At 46.0% G+C, this 25,458-nt stretch carries 14 protein-coding genes and 1 pseudogene; 8 read left to right on the top strand and 7 right to left on the bottom strand.

Annotated features, from left to right (window positions below):
- The 5 genes from QUA16_RS20950 to QUA16_RS20930 form a co-directional block, all read left to right on the top strand.
- A partial coding sequence (locus QUA16_RS20950; protein WP_333108501.1) for an adenylate/guanylate cyclase domain-containing protein occupies positions 1-417 on the top strand: 417 nt, incomplete at its 5' end.
- A gap of 137 nt (positions 418-554) precedes the next feature.
- The gene (locus QUA16_RS20945; RefSeq protein ID WP_333108500.1) at positions 555-6,323 is read left to right on the top strand and encodes an AAA family ATPase; all 5,769 of its coding nucleotides are present in this window, start codon (positions 555-557) and stop codon (positions 6,321-6,323) included.
- Between the two features lie 461 nt (positions 6,324-6,784).
- On the top strand, positions 6,785-7,417 hold the full coding sequence (locus QUA16_RS20940; protein ID WP_333108499.1) for an alpha-ketoglutarate-dependent dioxygenase AlkB: 633 nt from the start codon (positions 6,785-6,787) through the stop codon (positions 7,415-7,417).
- 733 nt (positions 7,418-8,150) lie between these two features.
- Positions 8,151-9,044 carry an isoaspartyl peptidase/L-asparaginase family protein gene (locus tag QUA16_RS20935; protein ID WP_333108498.1) on the top strand — a complete coding sequence of 298 codons (894 nt, stop codon included), beginning with the start codon at positions 8,151-8,153 and terminating at the stop codon, positions 9,042-9,044.
- 142 nt (positions 9,045-9,186) lie between these two features.
- Positions 9,187-10,515, top strand: coding sequence for a carbamoylphosphate synthase large subunit (locus QUA16_RS20930; protein ID WP_333181320.1), 1,329 nt, complete (start codon positions 9,187-9,189; stop codon positions 10,513-10,515).
- 116 nt (positions 10,516-10,631) lie between these two features.
- Here QUA16_RS20930 and QUA16_RS20925 read toward each other — a convergent pair whose 3' ends face one another.
- The 6 genes and pseudogenes from QUA16_RS20925 to hisD form a co-directional block, all read right to left on the bottom strand.
- On the bottom strand, positions 10,632-12,206 hold the full coding sequence (locus tag QUA16_RS20925) for a tetratricopeptide repeat protein (protein ID WP_333108495.1): 1,575 nt from the start codon (positions 12,204-12,206) through the stop codon (positions 10,632-10,634).
- 516 nt (positions 12,207-12,722) lie between these two features.
- Positions 12,723-13,425 (bottom strand): IS1 family transposase gene (locus tag QUA16_RS20920; protein ID WP_333181319.1). Its coding sequence is split into 2 segments (ribosomal slippage): positions 12,723-13,104 and positions 13,103-13,425, totalling 705 coding nucleotides; the frame shifts between segments, so codons are not numbered across the junction.
- Between the two features lie 48 nt (positions 13,426-13,473).
- Positions 13,474-13,605, bottom strand: a pseudogene (locus tag QUA16_RS20915) (universal stress protein); the annotation flags it as partial.
- 568 nt (positions 13,606-14,173) lie between these two features.
- A complete protein-coding gene (locus QUA16_RS20910) occupies positions 14,174-16,216 on the bottom strand; it encodes an ATP-binding protein (protein ID WP_333181318.1) in 2,043 nt (680 codons plus the stop codon).
- Positions 16,217-16,693: 477 nt separating this feature from the next.
- Positions 16,694-17,122, bottom strand: coding sequence for a universal stress protein (locus QUA16_RS20905; RefSeq protein ID WP_333107034.1), 429 nt, complete (start codon positions 17,120-17,122; stop codon positions 16,694-16,696).
- Positions 17,123-17,445: 323 nt separating this feature from the next.
- Positions 17,446-18,759, bottom strand: coding sequence for a histidinol dehydrogenase (gene hisD / locus QUA16_RS20900; protein WP_333107033.1), 1,314 nt, complete (start codon positions 18,757-18,759; stop codon positions 17,446-17,448).
- Between the two features lie 1,241 nt (positions 18,760-20,000).
- Here hisD and rpsT point away from each other — a divergent pair.
- Both rpsT and QUA16_RS20890 read left to right on the top strand, forming a co-directional pair.
- Positions 20,001-20,303 (top strand): 30S ribosomal protein S20, encoded by a 303-nt coding sequence (gene rpsT / locus QUA16_RS20895; protein ID WP_333066838.1) that lies wholly within the window; start codon positions 20,001-20,003, stop codon positions 20,301-20,303.
- 354 nt (positions 20,304-20,657) lie between these two features.
- Positions 20,658-21,437 carry a TatD family hydrolase gene (locus tag QUA16_RS20890; RefSeq protein ID WP_333107031.1) on the top strand — a complete coding sequence of 260 codons (780 nt, stop codon included), beginning with the start codon at positions 20,658-20,660 and terminating at the stop codon, positions 21,435-21,437.
- A 356-nt stretch (positions 21,438-21,793) separates the two neighbouring features.
- Here the strand turns inward: QUA16_RS20890 and QUA16_RS20885 are convergent, their stop codons facing one another.
- Entirely contained in the window at positions 21,794-22,003 is a 210-nt protein-coding gene (locus tag QUA16_RS20885) for a hypothetical protein (protein WP_333181317.1), read from the bottom strand.
- A gap of 36 nt (positions 22,004-22,039) precedes the next feature.
- Here QUA16_RS20885 and rpoB point away from each other — a divergent pair, with 36 nt between their 5' ends.
- A complete protein-coding gene (gene rpoB / locus QUA16_RS20880) occupies positions 22,040-25,426 on the top strand; it encodes a DNA-directed RNA polymerase subunit beta (RefSeq protein ID WP_333107029.1) in 3,387 nt (1,128 codons plus the stop codon).
- The last annotated feature ends 32 nt before the right edge of the window (positions 25,427-25,458 follow it).

Here is a 25,458-nt window from a genome sequence, read left to right as displayed (position 1 = left end):
ACGGTAATCAGCGATGCGGTGAATTTAGCTTCTCGCGTGGAAAGTTTGACGAAAAATTATGGGGTGTCGCTATTAATCACTCAGGAAACTTACTCGCGCTTAGAAAATCCATCCGACTACGCAATCCGCACCCTCGATACGGTAAAAGTCAAGGGAAAATCTGAATTAGTAACAGTTTATGAGGTGTTTGATGCTGACCCGCTAGAAATTAAAGAGGGTAAGTTAGCTACGCTGGAATTGTTTGCAGAAGCCTTGGCAATTTACTCGGAAGGGAAGTTAGCTAAAGCAGGGCGGCTGTTTTCCGAGTGTTGGCGTCAGAATCCGGGCGATCGCGCTGCTAAAATTTATTGGGAACGCTGTCAGTCTGCATTGGCGAGTCGCACAAAAATTAAAGACAGGCCACACAATTTAGATTAATCATAAAAGTCCAAAGCTCGATCGCTACATTAAAAACTAAAGATTTGTTACAAAAAAAATTACCTTTCTAACGTGCTATTCTATACACAAAGCTGGTGCCTTTTGAGTTAGCTTTAATTTTTACCCAAAAAATCAATATGCTCTCGATTCCAGGCGTTGCCGTCCAGACGCTGCTTTACGAAAGTGTCAACTCTCTGGTTTACCGGGCGATTGGGGAAGCAGATAAAGAGCCAATTATCCTCAAACTGCTCAAAGAAAACTACCCCACACCTCAAGAATTGGTGCGCTACCGCACCGAATACCGCATCACCCAAGAGTTGAAAGAGGCGGGAGTCGTGCGAGTATATGACTTGCAAAAATACCAAAACAGCCTCGTGATGTTTGTGGAGGACTTTGGCGGGGAATCCTTGACAATTTGGATGCAGCAGCGAAAGTTTACTCTGGAGGAATTTTTACAAATTGCGATCGCAACTACAGAAATTTTAGGGCAAATTCACAGCGCCAACATCATCCACAAAGATATTAACCCCTCGAATATTGTTTACAACCCGGAAACGGGACAATTAAAAATTATCGACTTTGGTATTTCTACTCAGTTAACGCGAGAAACGCCAACCCTGAAAAACCCCGGCGTTCTGGAAGGAACCCTTGCTTATATCTCGCCAGAACAAACTGGCAGGATGAATCGCACTCTCGATTACCGTACTGACTTTTACTCCCTCGGCGTCACCTTCTACGAATTGCTGACAGGAAAATTGCCTTTTGAGACAAAAGATGCTTTAGAGATAGTTCACTGCCATATTGCTAGACAGCCAGTTCCTCCGCACGAAATCGAGCCAGAAATCCCCCTAATTGTCTCGCAAATTGTCAGTAAATTGATGGCGAAGAATGCCGAAAACCGCTATCAAACTGCCTTGGGGATCAAGCATGATTTAGAAATGTGTCTGCTTCAATTACAACACACCGATAGCATAGAAGAATTTGACTTGGGAAGGCGAGATATTACAGACCGTTTCCTGATACCAGAAAAACTATACGGCAGAGAAAGTGAAGTTTATAAACTATTAGCGTCGTTTGAACGAGTCAGTACAGGTAGCGCCGAAATGATGCTGGTAGCTGGCTTTTCTGGGATTGGTAAAACCGCACTAGTAAATGAAGTCCACAAGCCGATCGCCAGACAGCGTGGCTATTTTATCAAAGGCAAATACGACCAATTTCAACGCAATATTCCTTTCAGTGCATTTGTGCAAGCATTTCGGGAATTGATGGGGCAATTATTATCAGAAAGTGACGCTCAATTACAAACATGGAAAACCCATATTCTGACCGCATTGGGTGATAGCGGGCAAGTGCTGATTGAGGTAATTCCTGAATTAGAACGCATCATTGGCGCTCAAAATCCTGCGTTAGAACTTTCGGGGACTGCTGCACAGAATCGCTTCAATCTGTTGATGCAGAAATTTGTGCAAGTATTTACCACAGCAGAACATCCATTAGTGATATTTTTAGATGATTTGCAGTGGGCGGATTCGGCATCCCTGAAGTTGCTACAAGTGTTAATGGAGGATAGGGGGCATCTGTTAGTGTTAGGTGCTTATCGGGATAATGAGGTGTCACCGGCTCATCCGTTTATTTTGACAGTGGATGAGATTGTGAAGTCTGGGGCAGTGGTGAATACTATTACCCTGCAACCGTTGAGTTTAGCAGATATTAATCAGTTAGTGGCAGATACGCTGATTTGCGACTTATCTTTGGCCGAACCCTTGACAGAATTGGTTTATCAAAAAACCAAAGGTAATCCCTTTTTCTCTACTCAATTCCTCAAGTCGCTGTATGAAGATGGTCAAATTATTTTTAACCCCCCTCAATCCCCCCTTACTAAGGGGGGCAGTCAAGGGCATTGGCAGTGCGATATTGCTCAAGCTAGACTTACCCACGCCTCGGATGTTGTGGAGTTTATGGCGGTGCAATTGCAGAAGTTGCCGGCCATTACTCAGGAGGTTCTCAAACTTGCCGCCTGCATTGGGGCGCAGTTTGATTTAGATACATTGGCAATAGTCAGCGAAGAATTACCCGAACCAACGGCATCAGCGCTGTGGAAAGCTTTGGAAGAAGGACTTATTTTAGTGATTGCAGAAGGCTATAACTTCATTCAAGCAGATGCTCAATCCCCGAATCAGTCTGTTGCTAATCCAACTTACAAGTTCCTGCACGATCGCGTTCAGCAAGCAGCTTATTCATTGATTCCCGACGACCAAAAACAAGCCACTCATCTGAAAATTGGACAGTTACTGCTACAAAAATGCTCGGATATTGAAAGAGAAAAAAAACTCTTTGATATTGTGGGGCATTTGAATCAAGCAATTGAGTTAATCAATCAATTAAGCGAACGAGAAGCCTTAGCAAAACTCAACTTAGAAGCGGGAGCTAAGGCAAGAAGTTCTACCGCCTACGCAGCCGCAATGGTCTATCTACAAACGGGAATTGACCTACTGACAGCAAACTGCTGGCAAAGTCAGTATGAATTGACATTAAATCTGTATGTGGCTGCTGCCGAAACAGCCTATTTGAATGGTGACATTGAGGGTATGGAACAGATGGCAGCGCAGGTTTTGCAAAAAGCGCAAACCATTTTAGACAAAATTAAAATTTACGAAATTCAAATTGCGGCTCAGACAGCCCAGAGCAAGGTGTTAGAAGCGATCGCAGTCGGCAGAAATGCACTCTTACAACTGGGTGTTGAACTACCCACAGCACCTGACGAAGCCTTGATTAGTAAAGCGCTACAAGCCCTTGTCGGCCAACTCCAGGATAAACGGATTGAAGAACTAGCTAATCTGCCGATGATGACTGATGCCAAGGCTCAGGCAGCCATACAACTGTTAGGAATGTTATCTGCACCCATTTTTCAGGGAATGCCGAGTTTAACACCTCTACTTAGCTCCATGATGGTGAGTTTATCGTTCTCCTTTGGGAATGCCCCCGCCTCGACGGTGGGATATGTGATGCACGGGTTGGTGTTGTGTGCCTTTTTGGGAGAGGTGGAAACCGGCTATGGCTTTGGGCAATTGGCGCTCTCATTGCTTGATCGGTTCAATGTGCCCGACTTCAAGTCTATAATTCTCTTGGTGTTTGGTGGCTGGATTCAGCATCATCAAGAAGCTCTCTTGGCAACGATACCGAGGGCAAAAGATGGCTACACGGCGGGCATGGAAACAGGTAATTTTCTATACGCTGGCTACAGCATAAGTGTTTACTTTAATACCAACTTTTACAGTGGGGTAGAACTGGATATTTTGGAACCTGAAATAGTCGGTTACAGGGCTGTCTTGGCTCAGGTGAAGCAATATTCGGGTCGGGTTTATTTGGATATGCAGCAGCAGATGGTGTCTAACTTGAGGGAAACCCGTATTCGGCCGGATTTATTAATAGGCTCTGCCTACGATGAAACGGTAATGATTCCCAAGCACTATCAGGATAATGAATTCACGGCGATCTCTTGTGCCTACATCTACAAACTGTTACTTGCCTACTGCTATGGAAATTACACGGCTGCCCTAGATCACATCGCCCAAGCCAAGGAGTTTTTAATAGGAGTATCGGGAATGTTTCATATTCCCATTTTCCATTTTTATGCCGCCCTGACGAACTTGGCACTTTTCCATACACAGCCAGAAACCGAGCAAGCTGATCTTCTCGCCTCGGTGGAAACCCATCAAACCACTCTGCACCAATGGGCGCAAAATGCTCCCATGAATTATCTGCATAAATGGTATTTAGTTGAGGCCGAAAAACATCGCGTTTTGGGCAATAAAGCTGAGGCGATTGAAATGTACGATCGCGCCATTGCTGGAGCTAAACAAAACCAATTCCTCAACGAAGAAGCCCTTGCCAACGAACTAGCCGCCAAATTTTATCTAGAATGGGGTAAAGAAAAAATTGCTCAGACCTACATGGTTGAGGCGTATTATTGTTATGTCCAATGGGGAGCCACTGCTAAGGTAATAGATTTAGAAACGCGATATCCCCAGTTATTGTCAGCGATTCTAGTAGTAGGAAGAAAACAAACTACAACTACGGCCTCAGTGACGACCAAGGGTTCTGGTTCTCACTTAGATATCACCACAGTAATGAAAGCTTCTCAGGCCATTTCTGGCGAAATCCTGCTGGATAAATTACTGTCTAAATTGATGAAAATTTTGATGGAAAGTGCAGGAGCGCAAAGAGGCTATTTAATTTTATCAAGCCAGGGAAAGCTATTAATTGAAGCTGAAGGCACAATAAATTCCCAACAAGTCACCGTGTTGCAGTCAATCTCAGTTGAAGATTGTCAAGAACTTTCCCCCGCAATTGTCAACTATGTGACCCGCACTCAAGAAAGCGTGGTACTAGATGATGCTGGCCGAGAGGGACAATTTACCAACGACCCCTACATCCAAAAGCATCAGCCTAAATCAGTTTTATGTGTGCCACTGATTAATCAATCTCAAATCATTAGTATTGTTTACCTAGAAAACAATCTCACAGCCGGAGCTTTTACGCCAGAAAGAGTGGAACTATTAAAAGTGTTATCTGGACAGGCGGCTATCTCGATTCAAAATTCTAAGCTTTATACAGAAGTCCGCGAAAGTGAGAACAGACTGACTCAATTTTTAGAAGCAATTCCAGTCGGGGTGTCAGTGCTGGATGCTTCTGGCAAACCTTACTATAGTAATCAAGCTGCTATTCAATTATTAGGTAAAGGAGTTATTCCTCAAGTCGCCAGCGAGCAAATACCAGAGGTTTATCAAGTCTATCAAGCGGGAACAGAGCAGGAATATCCCTATGGTGACTTGCCAATTGTGCGAGCGTTGAAGGGCGAAAGTGCCACCGCTGAGGATATGGAAATCCACCAAGGCGACAAGATTATTCCGATCGAGGCTTGGGGTACTCCCATCTATGATGAAAAGGACAACATTTCTTATGCAATTGTAGCCTTTCAAGATATCACAGAGCGTAAAAAAGCCGAAACAGAGCGAATCAGATTTACCAATGAACTGTTCCAACTCAACAAAGCTTTCGAGCGTTTCGTCCCCAATCAATTCCTCCATTTTCTAAATAAATCAAGCATTATTGATGTCGAATTGGGCGACCAAGTGCAGTTGGAAATGTCGGTGCTATTTTCCGATATTCGCGACTTCACCACGCTTTCGGAAAGCATGACGCCGGAGGACAATTTCAGATTTATCAATGCCTATCTTTCTCGCATGGAACCCGTCATTAATGAAAATAACGGGTTTATTGATAAATATATTGGCGATGCGATTATGGCGCTGTTTAGCGGCGCGGCGGATCATGCAGTGAAAGCCGGAATTACTATGCTGCAGAGCCTCGTTGAATATAATCAACACCGCGCTAATTCTGGCTATGAGCCGATTCAGATTGGGATTGGAATTAATACTGGAACTTTGATGCTGGGAACGGTGGGCGGTCAAAATCGTATGGAGGGCACAGTAATTTCCGATGCGGTGAATTTAGCTTCTCGCGTGGAAAGTTTGACGAAAAATTATGGGGTGTCGCTGTTAATCACCCAGGAAACTTACTCGCGTTTAGAAAATCCATCCCAGTATGCAATCCGCACCCTCGATACGGTAAAAGTCAAGGGAAAATCTGAATTAGTAACAGTTTATGAGGTATTTGATGCTGATCCGCCAGAAATTAAAGAGGGCAAGTTAGCTAGGCTGGAATTGTTTGCAGAAGCTAGCGCACTTTACTCGGAAGGGAAGTTAGCTAAAGCGGGGCGGCTGTTTGCCGAGTGTTGGCGTCAGAATCCGGGCGATGCCGTCGCTAAAATTTACTGGGAACGCTGTCAGCCTACTTTAAGAAATCGCACAAAAATCAAAGACAGGCCACACAATTTAGATTAATCATAAAAGTCCAAAGCTCGATCGCTACATTGTTGGAGGGGGATCTCATTTTCATTTGACGGGGTGACAACCCCGTCAACATCGGGTCGCTAGAATCTATGTTAGATTCCTGCGATAGGTGAGAATATTCTCCTCGCAGGTATTCTAGTGCGTCATTAATTACCTAATCCTTTTTAGCTTCATCTCCTGGAATTGGGACATAAGCTTCATCAAGAACAGATTTAATTATTTGAAAGCAATTCATAGTACATAGCTAATTGACACCAGTCTCATCTTAAATCACGATTCAGGATTTGGTTGGTGAATACATAAAATTTTATGTAGGTTACAAAAAATAATTATCCTTGCCTTGTTAAAATGTTAAAATTAGCTTTACATGATTAATGGTAAAGCTGGCCCGTGCCTGTGTCAACAACTGTATATTTATAAATTTCAGTAAAAGGTAATCAGCGAGCAGATTTATGTATACTCAACTTTCATTGTGGGAAGAGCCAAAAGCAGAAAGCCAGAAGCATGGTCAGCAATTATCTCTGCCTGATGCCGAAATAATCATGTACCGCGACTTCTTCAATAACAATGAGAGCAACCAGATATTTGCGGAATTGTACGGCACTATTAATTGGAAGCAAGAGGTGGCCCTGCTTTTTGGCAAGCAAGTCGCTATACCCCGACTTAGCGCATGGTACGGAGATGCAGGTAAATCATACACTTACTCCAAAATAAAAATGGAGCCTAATCTATGGACACCTACACTCATAACAATCAAATCTAAAATAGAAGCAATAGCAGGTACATTGTTTAACAGCGTGTTGCTTAATCTATATCGCGACGGCAAAGATAGTGTAGCTTGGCACAGTGATGATGAATCAGAACTTGGTGAAAACCCAGCGATCGGTTCTGTAAGTTTTGGGGCGACTCGTCGTTTTATGCTCAGGCACAAATACCAAAAAGAAATGAAATTAGAAATTCAATTAACTCCTGGAAGCTTCCTGCTGATGAAAGGAGTAACTCAGCATTTTTGGCAACACCAAATCCCGAAAGCAGCCAAAGTTACTGAACCAAGAATCAACCTTACTTTCAGGAAAGTAAGGTAACTGAATTAATGGTAATTTGCCTATGCGTTTATCGGCTTTTACTTGCGGTTTAAAAAAAAAGATTGCTACTTTTGTTAACAGTAAAAGTAGCAATTTTCCCCCAGCAATAACTGTACCGCCGAATTAGCGATCGCAGGGGAGTGCCGCTGCTACGGCTGAATTTGGGTCAAACGGCTAGTTTGTTGCGGCTGCGCGGGTTTTTGGCGGGTAAGCAGAAAGGCTCAGAGTGATGTGATATCAAATCCGTTAGCATCGGAATAGTAAATTCCAGTTCACTGTTCACTGTTGACTGTTCACTGTCAACCGTCAACCGTCAACCGTCAACCGTCAACATCATGTATGAGTGTAACCGGAAATGATGTGAAGCGCGATCGCACTTATTTTCTCTCAAAGTCTCATTCTTCAGGTTTACCCATTTTGCCTGTTAATGTGTAGTGCATCGTCTTAAATTTTACCCCCTCTTTACTCCCTAAATCTTTCAATTTCCATAACTAACTCGCAGCCAAATTGCCTCACACTATTGACATAACTTTGGTCATATCTATATTAATAATTCGTAAAGAGCTAGGTCTGAAGGAACACCAATCTCGACAAAAATAATTATCTCTGAAGATAGAAGAACCCCAAATTAAACACAGCTAATCTATAAAACTATGAGGGAGAAAAAACTACTTAAAAATTCATTAATGTAAGAATTTTTTAAGTAGAGCTTAAGATAAAAAAAAGGAAACTTATGGTACTGAGTATTATTGTTCACGGTGGAGCAAAAACCATCACAGAAGACAAGGTTGCAGCGAACAATGCAGGCTGTACCGCAGCAGCAGAAGCTGGTTGGGCAGTGCTCGCAAGGGGGGGTACAGCAGCAGAAGCTGTTGAGGCAGCTATCCGGGTTCTGGAAACTGACCAGACATTTAACGCAGGCTTTGGATCGGTTCTCAACAACCAGGGAGAGGTAGAGCTAGATGCAGGGATCATGGAAGGCGGTTCCTTAGCTTGGGGAGCGATCGCCAATGTTCAAGGCGTGCGCCATCCCATCTCCGTGGCGCGAAAGATTATGGATAAAAAACCCATGTTCTTAGTAGCGGATCACGCAGAACATTTTGCAGCAGAAAGTGGAGCCGAGATGTGTACAAAAGAAGACTTAATCGCGGATGAGCAACAGGAAGAGTGGGAGGAGGAAAAAGAAGTTATTGACCGCCCCAATACCGTTGGTTGTGTAGCTTTAGATAGTAGTGGCACTTTAGTTGCCGGTACCTCAACAGGTGGCACTATGAATAAGCCCGCCGGTCGGGTCGGCGACAGCGCCATTATTGGCTCAGGCTTGTTTGCAGAAAATGAACAGGGCGGTTGCTCGACCACAGGCGATGGCGAGTCGATTATGCCAGTAGTTCTAGCTAAGAGGGCGATCGACATTCTAGCGTCCGGCAAGCACCCAGACGAAGCAGCGCAGATGGCAATTGAGACTCTGACATCTAAGGTAGCAGGAGAAGCTGGGTGCATCCTCATTGACCCTCAAGGGCGGGTTGGCTGGGCGCATAACTCAACCGACATGGCTTGTGCTTATATGACCGAAGAAATGGACAAGGTGGCGGCGTTCACTAAGAAAAAACAACTCCCCCATCGTTGAAATTATTGAGGTTGCATTCTCTCTAGTTGGAGAGAGTTAAAATTCCGCAACTAATATCTTGTTTCCTAGGTATTAACTAGCTGGACATCAATAAACATTTTTTCAATTTGTAGGGCGGGCATTGCCCACCCTACTTTTAATTATGTCGAGCTACTTAGTGGCCGGAAAAACAGTTCAATTCAAACTCGACTTGGATGTTTCTATGAACTCAACATACGACTTTCCTTACTTTCAGGGTAATTCTCTTTCCGATTTGTTTGCTCCAGACATCACAGATGGACGTTATGCGTTCATCCTAAATTATCCTGCAACTGCCAGTTGGGCTGCTTATCCCAACAGGAAAAAATACTTTATTCAAGACGGCAGCAGTGAAGCCACCAAAACTTCTTTCGACAAGATTGGCCAGAAGGAACCTTGGAAAAATCTGGCTGTTTTAGGCGATGCCATCCCAGGAATTGTGATTAATCACCCGCCGAACTCGCTGATTGACTATTGGCGGGAGCATTTGGGCTTCAGCAACAGCAGTATGGAGATGATAGACTGCTCAACTTATCTCGAAGATCTCAGCGTAAGCGATCGCTTTGACAAACTCCTGACTCTATTTCCCTTCGACAATCTCAAACCAGAAAAACACGCCGTCCATCCCGACATCCACTACCACTTGCTCAGCAAAGCAACGCTAGCAGAATTAGGCGTGCAATGTCCGAAATACGAAAGCTACAATCTGCACGAAGTCAATCTCGAAAGCATTGAGTTACCAGAGCAATTCCCCTACTTGATTAAAACATCCCACGGACTTTCTGGAGAAGGCACTTATATTATCAAAAGCGCCAGCGATCTGAACTACTGCTTGCAGGAAGTGAGGAAATATCTCGATATTAAGTTGCTGGATACGATTATTGTCTCGGAATTCGTCAAGAATGAAGTCCAGAACTATTGCGTGCAGTTCTATGTAAGCAAAACGGGAAATATCACGCTTATCGGCACTACCGGCCAACTTGTCACTCCAGAGGGCAGCTATTTAGGCGGACTAATTCACTACCGCGAAACCGACATGAGTAGGTTTTTTGAGATGATTGCCGCTATTGGTAAATATGCTCACCAACAGGGTTATTTCGGCGTTATTGGCTTCGACGTGCTGGAAGACTCGGAGGGAGAGTTGTATGCTATTGATGCCAATTTCCGAGTTAATGGATCGACTCCGCTTTGCTTACAGCGCCATACCTTACTGGGGCGGGGAAAGGAGGTGGCTAAATATTCCAGTGACTGCCGAATGGATGGGACTTTGGAATCCATTCTTGTCACCCTGAAACCAGAACTCGATCGCAAGGACTTGATAATCCTGTCGGCTTTAGAGAAGGTTAAATACGGGAAAATCTACACGGAAATTTACGGGATAGTTGCGGGTGAGGATATGAAGGAAATGCACCACATCGAGCAGAATTTGCACAGTAAGGGATTGCAGCAATAGGGTTAATATCTACTCTACCGATTGCAGCGGTTATGCGGTTCAATTAAATCGGCTTAATAAGTATTCCCCCAAGGCAAAATATCATCGGTCGGTTTCTCAAAATAATCTCTAACTCGCTACTCTGCTGATAATTCTTGAATTTTGTTAATAGCCTCTTGGTAATCACTTGTATTTCCTTGGTACTTGTACAAGTCAGCGGCTTTTTGATAATCGGCGATCGCCTCTGCTTTTTTCCCGAGAGCAGACTTGACATTAGCCCGACGGACGTAAACATCAGTAGGATAGGCGGGAGCCAACTCGATCGCCTTATTATAATCTGCGAGCGCCTCTTTCTTTTTCCCTAAGTTATCCTTGCCTACACCCCGATAGAAGTAGGCGCTAGCATTTTTGGGCTCAGTGTCGATCGCCTTAGAAAAATCTGCGATCGCCTCTTCTGTTTTACCTAAACCATACTTTGTATAACCCCGACCGAAGTAGGCGCCAGTATGTTTGGGATTAAGGTCTATAAGCTTAGTATAATCAGCGATCGTCTCTGCTTGTTTCCCCAGCATAGAATTGACAGTAGCCCGCATATGGTAAGCATCAGTATATTTAGGATTAAGGTCTATAGCCTTAGAAAAATCTCTGAGCGCTTCTTCTTTTTTCGCTAGGGTAAACTTGATATAACCCCGATCAAAGTAGGCGCCAGCATCTTTGGGATTCAGCTCGATTGCCTTAGAAAAATCTGGGATCGCCTCTGCGTTTTTCCCTAGAGCAGACTTGGCTTTACCCCGACCAATGTAGGCATCAGCATATTTGGGATTCAGCTCGATCGCCTTAGAAAAATCTGCTATCGCCTCTTCTGTTTTCCCTAGGGTTCGCTTGGCTTTACCCCGATCGAAGTAGGTAAAATGATTGTTGGGATTCAGGTCGATCGCCTTGGTATAATCCGCGATCGCCTCTTCTGTTTTCCCTAGGGCATAGTTGGCAGTACCTCGATTGTAGTAGGCATAAGCATCTTTGGGATTCAGGCCGAGCGCCTTATTATAATCTGCCATCGCCTCTGCTTTTTTCCCTAGGTCAGACTTGGCATAACCGCGATCGTTGTAGGCATCAGCATCTTTGGGATTTAGCTCGATCGCTTTATTATAATCTGCGATCGCCTCTGCTTTTTTCCCTAGGGCAAACTTGGCATCACCTCGACTATTGTAAGCGGAAGCATCTTTGGGATGCAAGTCTATAACCTGATTAAAATCTGCGAGCGCCTCTGCTTTTTTGCCTTGGATAGAATTCAATAAACCCCGCATAAAGTAGCCATTAGCATCTTTGGGATTCAGCTCGAATGCCTTATTGAAATCTGCATTCATCTCTTCGGGTTTCCCTAGCACAGACTTGGCTAAACCCCGATTTTTGTAGGCGGAAGCATCTTTGGGATTCAGCTCTAGCGCCTTATTGAAATCGGCGATCGCCTCTTCATATTTCCCTAGTTCCAACTTGGCATAACCGCGATGGTTGTAGGCATCAGCATCTTTGCGATTCAGCTCGATCGCCTTAGAAAAATCTACGATCGCCTCTTCATATTTCCCTAGGACTGACTTGACATTACCCAGATTGTTGTAGGTAGAAGATGGCGTCGAACAAAGTGCCACCCCAAACAGAGTCAAAGCAGCAGCCAGAATTTGCGGAATCAAGCGATGCGGTTTTTTAGTCATAGCCTTGGCAGCTAGTAAGTTTTAATAAAACTGCTTTTTAAACGGTTTCATAAACACGCCGAATTGTATCGGAGTGTGTGATAATTAGAAAAATATTGCGACTTTAAAGTCACTGTAAGACCCACTATTGCTGGCGATTACACATCCTCATCCTTTTATTGGGAAAAGGCGGATTGGGCGAGACATATTTAACCGACGAGAGACTCAGGTCACAGTCCAATCAAAATTTATCCTGCTGACAGTCTAACTACTGTTTGAAACGGACTCTCAAATTTTTACAACAATTAACATGATAAATAAACAAAAAGTTGTATCCGTGCGTCAGAGCGCATTATAATTATCTGCCGATTCAATAACTCTTGGCTGACACACCCTACAAGTTTTAGCTACTGTCAATCTCTGTGCAACAGACCTCCCGCCTGTTGTAAGTCTCTCTGCAACACGCCTCCCGCCTGTCAATCTCCGTGGAACAAGCATCTCGCCTGTCCCTGCGGTTCAATTCCCGGCGTTGCTGAATCAAGGTATGAATACCCCAGGAATGGGAATATCGTCAAACTTCAAGTAATGTATTAATAACTTAATAGAATGCTTGAGCATTTCCTCACATTTAGAATAACAAAGAGTCTTACGATGTAGCCGAGCCAAATAATGTCTTAGTCTGGTATTTTCCCCTTCTACTCGGGTCATATAAGTCTTGCTAATAATCTGATCCCCATCAGGAATAAACATGGGATATACAGACCATCCATCAGTTACATAAAAATAGCATTTCCATGCACTTACTTGGTCCCATAATGGTTCAAATGTCTTAGCGCTATGATCCCCTAATACCCATCCTAAAATTCCTGGTTGAAAGTGGTCAACCGCTGTCCACAGCCATATCCTGTCTGTTTTTTTTTACATAAGTTTGTAATTCATCGAGTTCACCAACTTCTGGGATGACTTCAGGATCATAAACATCTGGCAACTGTTTTCCGACTTGTTTTACCCAATTTATTACTGTGGTATGATGAACACCCTTAACTCGTTCTATCGCCCGTAAACCCATACCATTGACATACATTTTTAGACAATCACGTTTGATGGCCTCGCTATAACCTCGCTGGGGCTCATACTCATTGATGAATTGACGACCACATTGGACACAAATATGATTCTGTTTTCCTTTTTTCTTGCCGTTTTTACGGATATGGGTTGATTTACATTCTGGGCATTGCATAAATTATTCCTCCTATTCATACTCTAACTCAGCAACGCCCAATTCCCCTTACTTCGCCCGCACCACCAACACCGAACAAGGAGCCTCAGCCACAACCTCCGCACTCACCGAACCCTCCAAAATCCGCTTTAAACCAGTCAAACCCCGACAACCGATCGCAATTAAATCGGCCTTATAGATACAGAGTATTCCAGGTATATGAAGAACACCGCGCTCTCACGGGGTTTCTTTACAGTTCTCGCATCATTACTGATTCTGTTGCTCGAAACCCCGTTGATCGCGATCTACATCTACATGGAATATGCTGTATCATCCCCGGCGACGATAGTTTTGACCCCCTCGCATCCAGGATACAAGCCCCCGGATTCATTCCTTCGCAGACTCAGGACCGGTGAAATAAAAAACCTGTATCCGATGAAACTTGCCCCCCGAATTTATCCGTGGGAGCAATGCTTCAATTCTTTAATCTCAATTCTTTAATCTAAAATCTAAAATCGATTGACAGGCTAATAGCCGTTTCTTGTCAAGAACTAAATGATGAATGGCTGCCTGTGGCTGGTGAGTTGCTTGATTTTGATAGCGAACCTCTGCCTGCATTGTTGTTGCAAAAGCAAGAGGTGAAATGACTCTGGTTTTATGTGGAATTTACTACTAAAAATTAACCTCGCTCTAATTAACTTTAATCAATTATTTTTCCCGGTAATTAGCTTGGTTTGTACTATCCAATTTCAAGTAAAACAACACACTTTTAAATAACACTTTGATTTAGGGGAATTTCGATCCAAAACTCTGTTCTTTCTCCGGGTTCTGATGTACACCAAAGTTTCCCTTTATGCTTTTTGCTCACAATTTGATAACTAATAGACATCCCCATTCCCGTACCTTTTCCTACGGGCTTGGTTGTAAAAAATGGGTCAAATAGCCGTTTTTTGACTTCCTCTGTGATGCCACACCCATTATCAGCAATACAAATTCTGACCAATTTTGAGTTATACAGACTCGTACTAATCCGAATTGTCTTTTTCTCCACCCGATCTCGCTCATCTAAAGCATCCAGAGCATTTGTCAGAATATTCATAAATACCTGGTTAAGTTGTCCTGCATAACATTCGATCTGTGGCAGAGTACCGTACTCTTTGATCACTTCAATCTCTGGATGTGTGTGTCTGGGCTTGAGACGATTTTGCAGAATCATCAGGGTGCTTTCAATGCCTTCATGGATATCGACAGCTTTGAAATCTGCTTCGTCCAATCGAGAAAAATTCCGTAGAGATTTAACAATATCGCGGATACGTTCAGAACCTACTTTCATAGACTTGAGCATTTTTGATAAGTCTTCGCTCAAAAATTCGATTTCAATATCTTCCGACTTGGCTTGAATCTCCGATACCGGCTGGGGATAATACTTTTGATAAAGCTGTACTAGCTCTAGTAAATCTTGGGTATATTGGCTAAGATGAGATAAATTACCGTGAATAAAATTCGCGGGATTATTCACTTCATGGGCAATCCCGGCTACCAGTTGCCCCAGAGATGACATTTTCTCACTTTGGATGAGTTGGGCTTGAGTTTCCCGTAGTTCTTGAGTGCGTTCTTCTACTTTTTGTTCAAGGGTGTGGTAAGAGTTCTTTAATTCGTGACTCATTTGATTAAAAGATACTGATAAAGTTACCAATTCCTCTACGAGAGTGTCGGGAGCATTTTGCTCGAAATTTCCACTGGCGATCGCCTGACTGGCTTGACTCAATTGCCGAATAGGTTTAGCTATCCATTGTGAAGTGATAATTGCTAATCCTGTTGCGATTACCAGTGATAACAGACAAAGGATAATCGTCGTATTTCTATTATAATTTATTTGCTCCATAAAATCCGATTCAGGCACGACGACTACAATTAGCCAATCCATGCCTCTACCATCATTCAGCGGTAGCAACTGAACAAACTGCCGTTCACTGTTGAGGGTGAATTCTAACTGTTCTGATTTATGAATTTGGTCAAAGTTACCAAAATATTTCTGCAAATATTTAGCTGTCTCCCGCACAAATGGTTCGCTACTTTCCACGGCGTCAATCATCTTCTGAGCTTTACCTTGTCCTTTGATTAGTGGCTCTTTTGTTGAACTAGAAATCATTGAACCCGATCGCTCCATCACAAAAGCCTTACCTGTTTTACCAATAGACAAACTTCCCAGAAATTCCCTTAAATTTTCTGAGAGGACAACAAGAGTGGCACAGACACCCACAAGTTTACCTTCTGAGTCATAGACAGGTTCGCTGGCAGTAATTGCCGGCTTACCATTGTTGACAATATTCACAAAAATATTGCTCCAAGTAGGCCTCCCTGCTTTCACAGCAGAAAGATACCAGGGGCGTTGGCGAGGATCGTAAGAAGAGTTTATCTGTTCTAGGAATTTTTGCCGATCGCCCCAATTATCCATTTCATAAAAAGAAAAATGATAGTTTGTTTCTTTATTACTCGCAGTCATCGCGATTTTTGACCCTCGACGAGTCGCACCAAGATAATATCCTTGAGCATCGCCACAATAGGATGAAAAAACAAAAGGGGATATTTGCACTTGGGTTAAAAGTTGCTTAGCGTTGCGGCCATTCACCATGTCCATGTGGCCCTGTGCAAAAGCGACTGAATTCACACGATTGATATCATGAGGTTTGTTGATATATTGCTTGAGTTCTCCTTCAATGCGTGCTATTAGTTCCTGACGAAGTTGAGCCGCCACATCGTTAACCGCTTTTTGTCCATTGCGTAAGGAAAGCCAGCCTGTTATGCTCACTGCTGTAAAGATTTGTAGAACAAATGGAACAACCAGAACACCGCGCAGAGGAATTTTTAGACAATTCGCAGTTGGAGGCATAGATGATAATGCTTAGCCATTGGTTCTTTGTCTATCATAATATCAATTCCTCAAAGGAGCCTGAAGCGGAGCTATCCCGATCGTGAATCGCCCTTTTTGTAGCCCCGTTAATCTGCGGTTAAAAGCGATCGCTTACGGGAAGTTTTTTATTTTTCCGTTGGTCGGTAAATTGACAAAATAGCATATATTTGATAATTCGTTAATTTTTGCATTCAACTAACAAATGATATTAATAGCTATAGCCTTTCTCAAAAAAGTGAGGTATGCCCTATGCCCTATGCCCTATGCCCTATGCCCTATGCCCTATGCCCTATGCCGGATAGTACCTCATCTTTCTGAGAAAGGCTATGTCTTGGTTTATGTGAATGCAATAGTCGATCGCATTTACCAGCCTACTTACTTCGCCCGCACCACTAACACCGAACAAGGAGCCTCAGCCACAACCTCCGCACTCACCGAACCCTCCAAAATCCGCTTTAAACCCGTCAAACCCCGACAGCCTATCGCAATTAAATCGGCCTTATAAATATGAGCCAAACGCACAATTTCTTCGGCAGGTTGTCCCGAAACAATCTCCAATTCGCTCTGGCAAGGCAACTTTTCCTGATAAGATTGCAGTAACTTCTCCACCTCTCGGTAAGCAATCTCATCTCCCTGAGCGTGAGGTCGATCGACAACCGCGTCAAAATCCGACCTACCAGAACTGACAACATGAACTAGAATCACCTTTGCCGTCGGTTCTAGCTGAAATTGTCCTACAACTTGCAATACCTGAGTCGCTAACTCTGAATTGTCGATCGCTACCAAAACAGTATTCAATACCATGCACCTTTAAATTTCAGATATTTAGACTTTAACTTTTCGCTGATTGTCGCCTACTTTCCACAATTTCGCGCTTCCCACCAACATCATTATTACCTACCCCGAAACCCGATTTCTTAACATAATTGCGTCATTTCAGCAAGATACTTGAAGAAACCGGGTTTCTTAAGCCCGCAGTGCGTAAGTAGGTAGGTGCAAATAAACTGGGCCGCTTGTCAGAGAATGTAAAGCTACCATAATCGCAAGAGAATTGCTTCCTTTCATTGCATTTCACTTGTTTTGGACTACCTATGTATTTTGCCGATCGCCCATCTCAAATTTACCATCTAAAACTCAGTTTTTCCCTCATTTTCAGTCCGCAGCCGCACCGAATCAGCGTGAGAAGGAAGCCCCTCTGCTTCGGCTAACACATTAATCGCCCTACTCACCTTCTTAAGTGCAGCCGGCGAATATTGAATCAAACTCGAATGCTTCATAAAAGTTTCGACACCCAGTGGCGACGCATAGCGCGGAGCCCCAGAAGTCGGCAAAGTGTGATTCGGGCCAGCCAAATAATCACCTACAGCTTCCGGCGTTGAGCAGCCCAAGAAAATCGCCCCAGCGTGGCGAATTTGGTCGAGCAAAGCCCAAGGATCTGCAACTTGCAATTCCAAGTGTTCCGGGGCAAACTCGTTAGAGAGTTCCGCCGCCGCTTTGATCGAGTCAACTACTACGACTAAACCATAGTTGGCGATCGCCTTTTCTGTTAAAGTTCGGCGCGGGTGATTTGCCAACTGTCTGTCTACCTCAGCTACCACCTTCCTAGCCAGCACCGAATCCGCCGTCAGCAAAATTGCCGACGCCATCGAATCGTGCTCAGCTTGAGCCAACATATCCGCAGCCACGTGTACAGGATTCGCCGAAGCATCCGCAATAATCAACACCTCCGACGGGCCAGCCAGAGAATCAATGCCCACAGTCCCGTAAACCAGTTTTTTAGCCAGGGTGACGTAAATATTCCCCGGCCCAGTAATTAAATCCACCTTCGGAATAGTTTCCGTACCGTAGGCCAAAGCTGCGATCGCCTGCGCCCCGCCTACCCGATAAATCTCATCAACTCCCGCTTCCTGAGCCGCTACCAGCACCGCAGGATTCATTTTCTTCTCTTGTCCGGGGGGAGTACACATCACCAGTCTCGGCACCTTGGCGACCTTCGCAGGAACCGCATTCATGATCACCGAGCTTGGATAGGACGCCTGACCGCCAGGAATGTAGATTCCTGCTCGATCGACCGGGGTGTAGCGTTTGCCCAAAACAATCTCGTCATCACCAAACTGCACCCAAGACTTGGGTACGCGCTGTCGGTGAAACGCCTCTACCTGTTTGCAGGCGAGCCGAATTGCATTTAATAATTCTTTCGACACCTGCTGGTAAGCAGCGTCCAATTCCGCGCCTGTCACCCGTAAATCTTCCACATTTAGAGTCATGCGGTCAAATTCAGCAGTGTAGTGCAGCACAGCCTGATCGCCTCTGCGCCTTACAGCTTGCAGCACCTCCCGCACGGTGGCTTCTTTGTGAACGACAAGTTCGTCATGGGTGCGATCGCAGATCCGTCGCAGTTCAGCTTGTGCCTCAACCCACTGAGTAATGATTCGCAGCATGGAGATTAGGAATGCCGTCTATAACTTCACTAACATTTGCTTGACAATTGGGGATTTTTGTGGGGATCTCCTAGAGAAGTAGGCCACCACCAGTCCACAAGCTTAAACCGCGATAGTCGCGGCATTTTCCAAGGCTTCAGTGCAGCGTTTAAATCTCTGTCGAGGATTTTGCAACACTGAGGACAAGTCACAACCTTCTCTCTTGAATTGCCCGCCAGAGAACCGGTTGCGGAGGGAGAGGGTGGGAACGCAGAGGGGGAGAGTGTCCGACCCCGATAATATCCGAGAGGGAGAGTGTTCGAGGGGGAGAATTTTGATTCTGCCTTCTACCTTCTACCTTCAGATCCGGCTGTCTTCTACCTTCTACCTTCTACCTTCAGCTTTTTACCTTCTACCTTCGGTAAGTGCTTCTTGCCGAAGCCCAAATAACCCGTATTCTTTGTTATAGCTTAACTTGGATTTTTCAGAGAATTGGATTTTAAGCAAAATAGGTGCTATATTAGTTTTTCCAACACCTGATAATTTTTTTATAAAAAAACGCCAAATTATTGTATACTTGAAAATTGCGCGCAAGAAACCGTGACTTTAACTCGTGACGGTGGAAACACCGCAAAACGCCTCTGTAAAACCCGTGTCATACCTTTGGGTATTGTCAGGGGTAAAGAACAGGCAGTTAAATGAGTCAATAAAAAATTATTGCGCGGGCGTCGCCAAAAAGTAGCCACAGACTCAGCTCAATCTGAATCTCAATCTGAGCGAATGGAAAGTGGCTGTCTCACTCCGCCATTAAAAATCAAGCTTTTTGCGGATCGATCCCGAAAAGGTTGTCCTTCAAAATCCCCGTGTCTTGGGACTATCTTGAGACTAGGGTGTATCAGTCAGGAACCTCAGCCCTGACGGCATGAGGCTTGAAGGAGAAATCTAACAAGCCATTCTGACGGGCCTAAGTCTTAATTGACTACGTTTTTTGAGTCACGACACCGGAGAATGCGAAGCTAGTTTTCCGCTCTGTCGCTAGTAGTTAAACAACTTTAAGGTCCCTGAAGTAGTGCTGCTAGCCTAACAAGCTCACTAAACATTGGCGAAGCTAACTTTACTCCGCAAGGAGAACGGGACAACCATATCCCGGCGGGGAGGCAACCCTACCTCCCCAACCCCGCAAGGGAATTGTAAAGCCGTCCTAGAAGGACGGGGTTTCAAACCCATAATTCTGATGAATACCTACTTCCAGCAACTGAACTATGGCAAATATTAAGTCCGCCGTCAAACGAGTCAAAATCGCCGAACGTAACCGCTTGTACAACAAATCTTACAAGTCAGCGGTCAAAACTTTGATGAAGAAGTATTTCGCTGCCGTAGACAAGTACGCCGCAGCTCCGAGCCCGGAATTAATGCAAGAAGTCCAGCAGCGAATGTCTGAGGCCTACAGCAAAATTGACAAAGCTGTCAAAAAAGGTGTACTCCACCGCAACAACGGCGCTCGTAAAAAGTCCCGCTTGGCAAGAACCCTCAAGCCACACGAAACATCCTCGGTAGCGTCTTAAGGAAGCAGAAAGTTCGGCAACGAAGCAGTGTACAAGATTGAAGGGATGGATGTTGAGGGAAGAAGTCAATCGATTTTCGATTTTCGATTTTCGATTTTCGATTGAAGCATTGACCCCACGGATAAATTCGGGGGGCAAGTTTCATCGGATACAGGTTTTTTATTTCTGGACGGATGAATCACGTGGCGGGTATCCTGGATGCTTAATTGTCAAGCGTGAAGCAGGAAGAAGGAAGAAAGAAGACGGAAGATTTTTCCCGCACACTCTCTGCCACTCCCACTCCCAGACTCTCTCACTCCCCCCTCGCCCTATCCCACCAAGACTCTCCCGTATCACCTCTAATCTGCTTCCCCCATGCAGCTCATCGACACTCACGTTCATATCAACTTTGAAATCTACAAATCTGAGTTAGAAGCCATTCGAGAACGCTGGCGCGAAGCTGGTGTAGTTCGGCTGGTTCATTCTTGTGTAGAGCCAGAAGAGTTTGCCGGTATTCAAGCAATCGCCAACCAGTTTGCAGAAGTGTCCTTTGCGGTTGGACTCCACCCCCTAGATGCGGACAAGTGGAAAGACGAGACTGCCAGCCAGATTAGGGAATTAGCAAGTTCGGACTCTAGGGTAGTGGCGATCGGCGAAACCGGACTGGACTTTTATAAAGCTGACGATCGAGAACACCAGTTTAAAGTGTTTGAGGCACAGCTTTCAATCGCCCAGGAACTTGACAAACCAGTCATTATCCACTGTCGCGACGCCGCCGCCCCAATGGCCGAAATGCTGAGGAACTTTTGGCAAACACGCGGGCCCGTGCGCGGAGTCATGCACTGCTGGGGAGGCACACCCGAAGAAACCCAGTGGTTTTTAGACCTAGGTTTCTACATTAGTTTTAGCGGAACAGTCACCTTTAAAAAAGCCTTGCAAATACAAGAATCAGCTTGTATGGTAAATAGCGATCGCATCCTAGTCGAGACAGATTGCCCTTTTCTCGCCCCCGTACCCCAGCGGGGAAAACGCAACGAACCAGCCTACGTCTACTACGTAGCCGAGCAAGTTGCTAAATTGAGAGGAGTTTCTCTCTTAACTCTGTCCCAGCAGACAACCGAAAATGCCTGTCAGCTATTCGGCTTTTCAGTTTAGTTATAGCAGAACAGAGAAACGAGGAAAACAGGTTGGTTTAGGAGCCAGCGCTCGGGACAATCCCATTTCTATCCTGCCACAAAAACCGGATTCATCCTTTATGGGAGATTCTTTTGGCGTTGCCTGTTGCGATCGGATTTGCGTCCTATAATAAAAAGAACCGACCGATCGGGCGTTGGCTTAGTCTCCGCGACTGCGATGTCGCCCGGAAACTACCAACACAATGCGAGTACGCTAACCTTCGGGATCGGTCAAAACTTCACGCAATACCTCAAAATTACACACTCAAACTTACACATCAGAAGAAACTTGGAACCTCAGCAATTTGGCAATAGCTGTCAAGTCAATTTTAGGAGTCAAAAGTGTAGGGAATTCAGCCCGGGATACCACGAGATCAGAGCTAAAAGCATCTCGATCGAAACTAAAATCCGCACAAAAATACTGCGAGCCACCAGCAATAATAACCGTTGCAGCAGTTGGCAGGCGATCGAAAACATCATATAAATTCTCTCACACAATCCATCAAAAAAACGCAACAAGGTAAAAAAGCCCTGCCTTGGCGCCATGTAAAAAGCTAGAGCCACTGCGGAAAAAGGACCCCCATGACCACTAAAGATTACACAGAATTCGCCTTCACCTTGCCCGATTTGATCGAAATCCAGCGGGCAAGTTTTCGCTGGTTCCTAGAAGCCGGGCTGATCGAAGAACTCGACAGCTTCTCCCCGATTACAGACTACACGGGCAAGCTGGAACTCCACTTCATGGGCAAAGACTTCAAACTCAAGCGCCCCAAATATGATGTGGACGAAGCCAAGCGCCGGGACAGCACCTACTCGGTGCAAATGTACGTCCCCACCCGCCTGATTAACAAAGAAACAGGGGAAATCAAAGAACAAGAAGTCTTCATCGGCGATTTGCCATTGATGACCGAGCGCGGCACTTTCATTATCAACGGCGCCGAACGGGTGATTGTCAACCAAATCGTGCGTTCCCCCGGTGTGTACTACAAATCCGAAACCGACAAAAACGGTCGCCGTTCCTACAACGCCAGTCTGATCCCTAACCGTGGCGCGTGGCTCAAGTTCGAGACAGACAAAAACGATTTAGTCTGGGTCAGAATCGACAAAACCCGCAAACTATCGGCCCAGGTGCTGCTCAAAGCCCTCGGACTTACAGACGGGGAAATCTACGACTCCCTGCGCCACCCGGAATACTTCCAAAAAACGATCGAGAAAGAAGGACAATTCGGCGAAGAAGAAGCTTTGATGGAGCTCTACCGCAAACTACGTCCCGGTGAACCCCCCACCGTGGCGGGCGGCGAACAGCTCCTCAACTCGCGCTTTTTCGACCCCAAACGCTACGATTTGGGCCGAGTCGGCCGCTACAAACTCAACAAAAAATTGCGCTTGACAGTCCCCGATACCACGCGGGTGCTGACATCGCAAGATATCTTGACGGCGATCGACTACTTAATTAACCTCGAATTCGACATCGGTTCCACCGACGACATCGACCACTTAGGCAACCGTCGCGTCCGCAGTGTCGGAGAACTGCTGCAAAACCAAGTGCGAGTCGGCCTCAACCGCTTAGAACGGATCATCCGCGAAAGAATGACCGTCTCGGATGCCGACTCCCTCAGCCCCGCTTCTCTGGTCAACCCCAAACCGCTGGTAGCAGCAATCAAGGAATTCTTCGGTTCCTCCCAGCTATCCCAGTTCATGGATCAAACCAACCCTCTGGCAGAACTGACTCACAAACGTCGGCTTTCCGCCTTGGGCCCTGGAGGTTTGACTCGCGAACGTGCCGGGTTTGCAGTACGGGACATTCACCCGTCCCACTACGGCCGGATTTGCCCGATCGAAACACCAGAAGGCCCCAACGCCGGTCTGATCGGTTCCTTAGCAACCCACGCCCGCGTCAACCCCTACGGCTTCATCGAAACTCCTTTTTATCCAGTAGAAAAAGGACGGGTGCTGCGCGACAAAGCGCCTGTTTACATGACAGCCGATGAAGAAGACGATTTGCGCGTCGCCCCCGGAGACATCAGCCTCGACGAAAACAACAACCTCTTGGGCGAAACCGTAGCAGTCCGCTACCGCCAAGAATTTACTACCACCACTCCGATGCAGGTGGACTACATGGCGATTTCGCCCGTGCAAATCGTCTCCGTCGCGACATCGCTGATTCCGTTCTTGGAACACGACGACGCCAACCGAGCTCTGATGGGATCGAATATGCAGCGGCAAGCTGTGCCGCTACTGAAACCAGAACGGCCCCTAGTCGGTACGGGCTTGGAAGCTCAGGCGGCGCGAGATTCCGGGATGGTTGTGGTTTCCCGGATCGACGGCGAGGTGATTTACATCGACGCTACCCGGATTATTGTCAAACCCCTGGCTGTAGATGCCGAATCTAATTCCAGCGAAGAACTTTTCCTGATTCGGGAATACGACGATCTCAAGGTGAAACAGCCTTCGGTTTGGAAGCAAAAATATGCTGGCTGCATCGAACACGAACTGCAAAAATATCAGCGCTCTAACCAAGATACTTGTTTAAACCAGCGTCCGCTGATTTATGAGGGCGATCGAGTCGTAGCAGGTCAAGTGCTCGCCGACGGTTCCTCCACCGAAGGGGCAGAACTCGCTCTGGGTCACAACATCCTCGTAGCTTATATGCCCTGGGAAGGCTACAACTACGAAGACGCGATGCTAATTAGCGAGCGTTTGGTGTACGAAGATGTCTACACTTCGATCCACATTGAAAAATACGAAATCGAAGCCCGTCAAACCAAACTCGGCCCCGAAGAAATCACCCGCGAAATTCCTAACGTCGGCGAAGACGCGCTGCGCCAGCTAGACGAACAGGGGATTATCCGCAAAGGTGCTTGGGTAGAAGCCAGCGACATCCTAGTCGGCAAAGTCACCCCCAAAGGCGAATCCGACCAACCGCCGGAAGAAAAACTGCTGAGGGCAATCTTCGGCGAAAAAGCCCGCGACGTGCGCGACAATTCCCTCCGCGTCCCTAACGGCGAAAAAGGCCGCGTGGTGGACGTGCGGGTGTTTACCCGCGAACAGGGCGACGAACTGCCCCCCGGCGCCAACATGGTCGTCCGCGTCTACGTGGCTCAAAAGCGGAAGATTCAAGTCGGCGACAAAATGGCCGGCCGCCACGGAAATAAGGGTATTGTGTCCCGGATTCTGCCGATGGAGGATATGCCTTATTTGCCCGACGGGACTCCCGTGGACATAGTGCTCAATCCCTTGGGCGTACCGTCGCGGATGAACGTAGGTCAGATTTTTGAGTGCTTGCTGGGATGGGCGGGCGAAAATCTGTCGATGCGGTTCAAGATGGTGCCTTTTGATGAAATGCACGGGGCTGAAAAGTCGCGGGAAACTGTACACGGCAAGCTACAGGAGGCACGCGAAAAAACCGGCAAGCCTTGGGTGTTTAACGAAAAGCACCCCGGCAAGACTATTGTCTACGATGGCCGAACTGGGGAACCGTTCGATCGCCCGATCACAGTCGGCATCGCCTATATGCTGAAGCTGGTGCACTTAGTAGACGATAAGATCCACGCCCGTAGCACAGGCCCTTACTCGCTGGTAACGCAGCAGCCTTTGGGCGGCAAAGCGCAGCAGGGGGGTCAGCGGTTCGGAGAAATGGAAGTCTGGGCTCTGGAAGCGTTCGGCGCAGCTTATACTTTGCAAGAGTTGCTGACTGTGAAGTCGGACGATATGCAGGGGCGGAATGAAGCGCTGAATGCGATCGTTAAAGGCAAAGCTATTCCGCGCCCCGGTACGCCGGAATCTTTCAAGGTGCTGATGCGGGAGTTGCAGTCTTTGTGCTTGGATATTGCCGTGCACAAGGTGAATACGTCCGACGAGGGCAGCGAACACGTTGAGGTGGATTTGATGGCAGATGCTGGGGGCAAGCGATCGCCCTCCCGGCCTACTTACGAATCGCTTTCTCGTGACGAACTTGACGAGGATTAGGCATTAAAGATTTTAGATTAAAGATTAAAGAT

Source organism: Microcoleus sp. S13_C3, from assembly GCF_036700905.1.
In the GTDB taxonomy this organism is placed as follows: Bacteria; Cyanobacteriota; Cyanobacteriia; order Cyanobacteriales; family Microcoleaceae; genus Microcoleus.
The sequence above is the reverse complement of the archived record's forward strand: the minus strand, read 5'-3'. Positions and strand labels throughout refer to the sequence as shown.

What these genes read in the sequence shown, in the direction of transcription:
- rpoB (WP_333107029.1), top strand. Translation starts at nt 22,040, where the DNA reads ATGACCACTAAAGATTACACAGAATTCGCCTTCACCTTGCCCGATTTG.
- rpsT (WP_333066838.1), top strand. Translation starts at nt 20,001, where the DNA reads ATGGCAAATATTAAGTCCGCCGTCAAACGAGTCAAAATCGCCGAACGT.
- QUA16_RS20885 (WP_333181317.1), bottom strand. Translation starts at nt 22,003, where the DNA reads ATGGCGCCAAGGCAGGGCTTTTTTACCTTGTTGCGTTTTTTTGATGGA.
- QUA16_RS20945 (WP_333108500.1), top strand. Translation starts at nt 555, where the DNA reads ATGCTCTCGATTCCAGGCGTTGCCGTCCAGACGCTGCTTTACGAAAGT.
- hisD (WP_333107033.1), bottom strand. Translation starts at nt 18,759, where the DNA reads ATGCTGCGAATCATTACTCAGTGGGTTGAGGCACAAGCTGAACTGCGA.
- QUA16_RS20925 (WP_333108495.1), bottom strand. Translation starts at nt 12,206, where the DNA reads ATGACTAAAAAACCGCATCGCTTGATTCCGCAAATTCTGGCTGCTGCT.
- QUA16_RS20935 (WP_333108498.1), top strand. Translation starts at nt 8,151, where the DNA reads ATGGTACTGAGTATTATTGTTCACGGTGGAGCAAAAACCATCACAGAA.
- QUA16_RS20890 (WP_333107031.1), top strand. Translation starts at nt 20,658, where the DNA reads ATGCAGCTCATCGACACTCACGTTCATATCAACTTTGAAATCTACAAA.
- QUA16_RS20930 (WP_333181320.1), top strand. Translation starts at nt 9,187, where the DNA reads ATGTCGAGCTACTTAGTGGCCGGAAAAACAGTTCAATTCAAACTCGAC.
- QUA16_RS20940 (WP_333108499.1), top strand. Translation starts at nt 6,785, where the DNA reads ATGTATACTCAACTTTCATTGTGGGAAGAGCCAAAAGCAGAAAGCCAG.
- QUA16_RS20905 (WP_333107034.1), bottom strand. Translation starts at nt 17,122, where the DNA reads ATGGTATTGAATACTGTTTTGGTAGCGATCGACAATTCAGAGTTAGCG.